We start from the raw sequence: 4,919 nt of genomic DNA on the forward strand, positions 1-4,919 counted from the left end.
AGGCGGCCGCCGCTGCCCGCGCGGCGCGTGACGCGGCCAACAGCGCCGCCGATCACGCCGAGAAGGCCGCGGCCGCGGCCAAGGAAGCGGCCGCCCACGCCGGTGAGGCGGTCGACTACGCCAACCGGTCCACGCTCGCCGCCAACGCCGCTGTCGAGGCGGCGAACGCCGCCGCCGCCGCGGTCGTCAAGGCGCGGGATGTCGAAGCGGCGGCCCGCCAGGCCGAGGCCGAAAGTCTCGCCGAGGAGACCAGCGAGGCGATCGAGCAGGCACGGCTCGCGGCGCAGGCGGAGCTGAACGAGCTCGAGCGGTTCAACCGGGAGCGGACCCAGGAAGCACGCCTCACGGAAGAGCTCCGGGCACTCATCAGCTCTGCGGAATCAGCGCTGCAGAACGGAACCGTCGAGCAGGCCGCGGCGGCCGGGCGCAAGGCGGCGGTCCGCCTCTTGGAGGGCTCGGGGACCTGGACCCGTCAGGCGGCGGAGTACGCGCTGGCCGGATCGGACCAGGACGTCGTCAACTGGATCTCGACCGACCGCGTCCTCGCGCTGCAGCAGGACAACGTCGAGAACGTCGCGGCGCAGGCCGCAATGTCGACGCAGGCCGTGGCCACGGCGGCCGCGGCGGCTCTGAAGACCGAGGACCACGCCAAGATCAAGGCGTTCCTGGAGACCGGAGCGGTCGAGGCGGCCGCTGAGGACAACCGGGTCGAGGTGGCCAGGATCCTGGCCGACCCCAGCAGCGGCACCAGGGTGCGAAACGAGGCATCGGCCGCACTGGACGCGGGGACCGCCGAGGCCCTGCACACCTTCCTGTGGGTCGGGCGCGAGGCGGCCGTACGCGAGGACGACCGGGTGGCCGCGTCCGCACTCCTCGCAAACGGAGGCCCTTACACCAAGGCGGCGGCGCAGATCGCGCTCGAGGGCGACACCTTCATGCTCCGCCAGTTCATCTCGACCACTCAGTACGAGATCGCGCGGATCGACCACGATCGTGCCACGCACATCAGCGCGGTCCGTGCGTCCATCGCACGCGCGGCCAAGATCGCGGCGAACGCGCAGGAGGACGCGGCCCGCGCCTCCGAGGCCGCCGCCATCGCACGCCAGGCCGCTGACAAGGCGAAGGAGTGGGCCAACCTCGCCCAGGGTTACGCCGAGGCCGCGGAGAGCTCCGCGCAGGAGGCACGTGACAACGCCGAGGCCGCCGAGAAGTCCGCGGCCGAAGCGGCGAAGTCCGCCCAGACCGCGAGCAACGCAGCCGCCGCGGCGGTCAAGGCGAGCAGCGTGGCACGTCAGGCCGCGACGCGAGCCGTGCGGTCCGCCGAGATCGCCGCGCGCTACGCCACGGACGCCGCGATCTCGGCGACGGTGGCTCGCAAGCAGGCACTCGATGCCGGCAAGGACGCCGTCGCCGCCGCGCAGGCCGCAACCCAGGCCTACGTTCTTGTTGCCCAGGCCGCGGTGCGCGAGGCGATCCAGAAGGCGATCGACAATGCGACCGTTCCCATCGGCTCCGGCGGGAACAGCCTTCCGGCCGGAGCCGAGAGCTGTCTGACGCCGTTCGGCAAGCCCATCCCGTCCGGAAACGGCAACAACCCGTTCGAGCTGGGGTGGAGCTGGCTCACGGGAGGCGGCGATCGCTCCCAGTGCTTCGGCCCGAACGACGGGTTCACCAAGCTCTACCGCGAGCACCCCTGGACCAATGAGGCCCTCGGCTACTTTGCCGACCGGGTGCGGTCCGGGGACTACGAGCTGGGCCACACGTACATGTACGACTACAGTCTCGCCGGCTTCCAGGGTCTGAAGTGGCTCAGGGACGCCGGGTTCACGCAACCGGGAGACGGACTCCTGACCGGGTACACCGGAAACTCCGCGTACGCGTTCCTGGGCTCACAGCAGATCCGGATGACCCCCATCCGGAAGAACGCGGACGGCAGCGTGGTGTGGCGGTACACGGCGTACAGCGAGCAGAGCATCGAGTCCGCAACCCGCCCGCCTGTCATCGGGTACCAGGACTGGTGGAAGGAGGGCCCCGGTAAGGCCATCAATGGTTTGATCGACTGGGTCAGCGGCGACTCAGGGCCGGGGTCGACCATGACCATGGTCATCGAGTTCAACGTGACGCTGGGATCGTAATGCCCAAGCTGACGGGTGGTCGTTGGTTCGCCGCCGCCCTGGCCGCTGCCGCGGTACTCACCGCAGGCTGCACGGCTCAGGTCGACGCCGAAGACCTGCCCGGCGTCTACCGCAACAAGGAGACCGGCGGCGAGATCCGGCTCGATTCCGACGGCACGTTCACTGCCACCGGTCTGTCGACAGACGCGAACACCGACCCCGAAGATTTGCACGGCCACTGGGACTTCGTGGACAGCGGCTCCTTCAGCGAAGACTTCGTCTACCTGGACATCGAAGAGCGTGGCATCGGTGAGGTCTCCGGTGTCCAGCTCTACGCGCGCGGTGGAGGGAAGGTGGCGTTCAGCACTCCGGACGGGTCGTGGTCCCTGGTGCTCACCAAGAGCACGGAGAGTTAGAAGCCGTGTCTCAACCGGTCATGGAACGTGGGGGTCGAACAGGCCTCCTGGCCGGGTGATCTTCCGGTGATGTACGCATGAAGGCAGGGCCTCTCGGTAGCTCGGTGGTTGTTGAAGCCAGGAGCTTTCCAGGAGGCCCTGTTGTCGCATGTGCACGCGGTCGCGCCCGTTGGCTTCAGCCCGTCCGTCGTGTCGTGCGGCTGAGCCCTTTCCCACCTCACGCTGATGCGGGGTGAAGGCCGAGGACGGCCTTCACGATGCTGGTGGCGCGGTCGGGACAGCAGCGGAGTTTCCGCCGTAGACGCCGGCACTTGAGCGTGGCCATGCACTCTGACCAGTGCCATCGCGCTCACCTCTCAGAGCGTGCTGTCGGACGCCGGGCTCGATGCGAAGGCCGCCGGGAACATCGCCCTGCTGACCGTGACGGTCGGCGCGGTGATGCTGCGGATGGGGCGCTGCGGCTGGGCGCGGTGATGAGCTTCGTGTCGAACGCGGTGATGACCGGCTTCTCCACCGGTATCGCGCTCCAGATCATCACCGGCGTCCTCAAAGACGCCCCCGGCTACAAGCCCGGGGGGCCACAACAAGCTCTACCGGCTGTGGCACGTCGGCCGCGAGCGGCTCGCCGCCGCCCTCGCCGCCGAGCCGACGAGCGGCGTCTGGTCGGCGGCCCGCGCGGTAAGGCGCCTCGAACCGGTCGCGCTGCTGATCGCGAGGGTGACCGTCGCTCTGCCAGCGGCGGATGCGGAGCTCGTACGGGACATCGCCGCGATCCCCTCCACCCCGCCGTCCTTCACCGCCCCCGACCTGACGGCTGCCCCGGATCTCTCCGCCGCTCCGCACCTGCTCCGGGGCACGGTCTCGGTCGCCCTCGTCGCCCTCGCCCAGGCCGTCGGCATCGCGCCCTCCCTGCCCGACCCGGACGGCACCCGCTCCGACATCAACGACGACTTCCGCTCCCAGGGCTACGCGAACCTCGCCGGCGGCCTCTTCCAGGCCCTGCCCTCGGGCGGCTCGACGTCCCGCACCGGCGTCGCCGTCTCGGCCGGCGCCCGCACCGCTGGGCCGGGGCGGTCTCCGGCGTCTTCCTCGCCCTGGTCGTCCTGCTGTGCGGCTCGCTCGCCGAACGCATCCCCATGCCCGTCGTCGGCGGCCTGATCCTGGTGGTGAGCGGTGAACTGATCCGGGGCAAGCGCCACGACATCCTCCGTGTCCTCCTCACCGCGTGGATGTCGGCCGGCGCGACGGTCCTCACCTTCGTCGCCACCACCCGGCTCCCCCTCCAGCAGGCCGTCATCCTGGGCGCCGCCCTCTCCCTCATCCTCTACTGCGCCCAGGCCGCCCGCCAGGCGAAGCCCGTCGCCCTCGTACGCGCCGACGACGGCCGCTGGCGGACCGCCGAACCGGCTGCCGCCCTCCCACCCGGCGAGGTCACCGTCCTCGACTACGCGGGATCGTCGTTCTTCGTCGAGCCGCCCCGCATCGAGGCCCAGCTTCCCGCCCCGACGGGGCCCGCGGCGCGGTGTTGATTCTGGTGGTCCGCGCCCTGCCCGACGTCCCGCTCTCGGCCATGATCAAACTTCTCGACCGGTACGCCCGCCACCTCGGCGACCAGGACGGCCGGCTGGTCCTCTGCGGCGGCCGGCCCTCGCTCACACACCTCCTCCAGCGCTCCGGGACCGCCGACCGCCTCGGTGACGGCGGCGTCGTCCCCGCCGCCCCGAACTCCTCGGCGGGCTGGAGGAAGCGTGGGTGGCCGCGCGCGAGCGGACGTCTCGACCGCCCCACCATGTGTCCGATATGCGATAGTTCGCGGCTGATGTTCAGATGGACCGACAGGTAGAACGAGTGTGGGAACGGAGCATCAGGCACATGACGGAGACCCTGCCCTCCTTCGAGGACACGACCGACTTCGACAACGCCGACCGGGGCTTCCTCGGCTCCCTCGTGCCAGGTGTCGTGCGGGCCGATGACGGCCGGGTGATCTGGGACAACGACGCCTACGCCTTCCTGAAGGCCGACTGCCCGAACACGGCCCACCCCAGTCTGTGGCGCCAGGGGCAGCTCGCCTCCCGCCAGGGCCTGTACGAGGTCACCGAGGGCATCTACCAGGTACGCGGCCTGGACATCTCCAACATGACGCTCGTCGAGGGCGAGCACGGTGTGATCGTCATCGACCCGCTGATCTCCGTCGAGACCGCGGCCGCCGCCTTCGCCCTCTACAAGGAGCACCGCGGCGACCGCCCCGTCACCGGGGTGATCTACACCCACTCGCACGGCGACCACTTCGGCGGCGTCCGCGGCGTCCTCCCGCACGGCACCGAGGACGGCATCCCGGTACTCGCCCCGAAGGGCTTCATGGAGCACGCCGTCAGCGAGAACGTCCACG

Annotated in this window: 5 protein-coding genes; all 5 read left to right on the forward strand. The window is 70.5% G+C overall.

The features are described 5' to 3' along the window. Positions 1-2,135 (forward strand): ALF repeat-containing protein (locus tag IE321_RS40760; protein ID WP_190226673.1); only part of this gene is annotated, 2,135 nt, incomplete at its 5' end. Further along, the gene (locus tag IE321_RS40765; RefSeq protein ID WP_190226674.1) at positions 2,135-2,530 is read left to right on the forward strand and encodes a hypothetical protein; all 396 of its coding nucleotides are present in this window, start codon (positions 2,135-2,137) and stop codon (positions 2,528-2,530) included. The genes IE321_RS40760 and IE321_RS40765, both read left to right, overlap by 1 nt. A gap of 717 nt (positions 2,531-3,247) precedes the next feature. Then, the gene (locus IE321_RS42670) at positions 3,248-3,688 is read left to right on the forward strand and encodes a SulP family inorganic anion transporter (RefSeq protein ID WP_229916833.1); all 441 of its coding nucleotides are present in this window, start codon (positions 3,248-3,250) and stop codon (positions 3,686-3,688) included. Continuing rightward, the gene (locus tag IE321_RS42675; RefSeq protein WP_229916834.1) at positions 3,667-4,059 is read left to right on the forward strand and encodes a SulP family inorganic anion transporter; all 393 of its coding nucleotides are present in this window, start codon (positions 3,667-3,669) and stop codon (positions 4,057-4,059) included. The genes IE321_RS42670 and IE321_RS42675 overlap by 22 nt, the downstream gene beginning before the upstream one ends. A 343-nt stretch (positions 4,060-4,402) precedes the next feature. After that, a partial coding sequence (locus IE321_RS40775; RefSeq protein WP_190226675.1) for an MBL fold metallo-hydrolase occupies positions 4,403-4,919 on the forward strand: 517 nt, incomplete at its 3' end.

This window comes from Streptomyces hydrogenans, from assembly GCF_014656075.1.
In the GTDB taxonomy this organism is placed as follows: domain Bacteria; phylum Actinomycetota; class Actinomycetes; order Streptomycetales; family Streptomycetaceae; genus Streptomyces; species Streptomyces hydrogenans.

Excerpts from the sequence above, each read along its gene's own strand:
- IE321_RS40765 (WP_190226674.1), top strand. The coding sequence starts at position 2,135 with ATGCCCAAGCTGACGGGTGGTCGTTGGTTCGCCGCCGCCCTGGCCGCT.
- IE321_RS42675 (WP_229916834.1), top strand. The coding sequence starts at position 3,667 with ATGCCCGTCGTCGGCGGCCTGATCCTGGTGGTGAGCGGTGAACTGATC.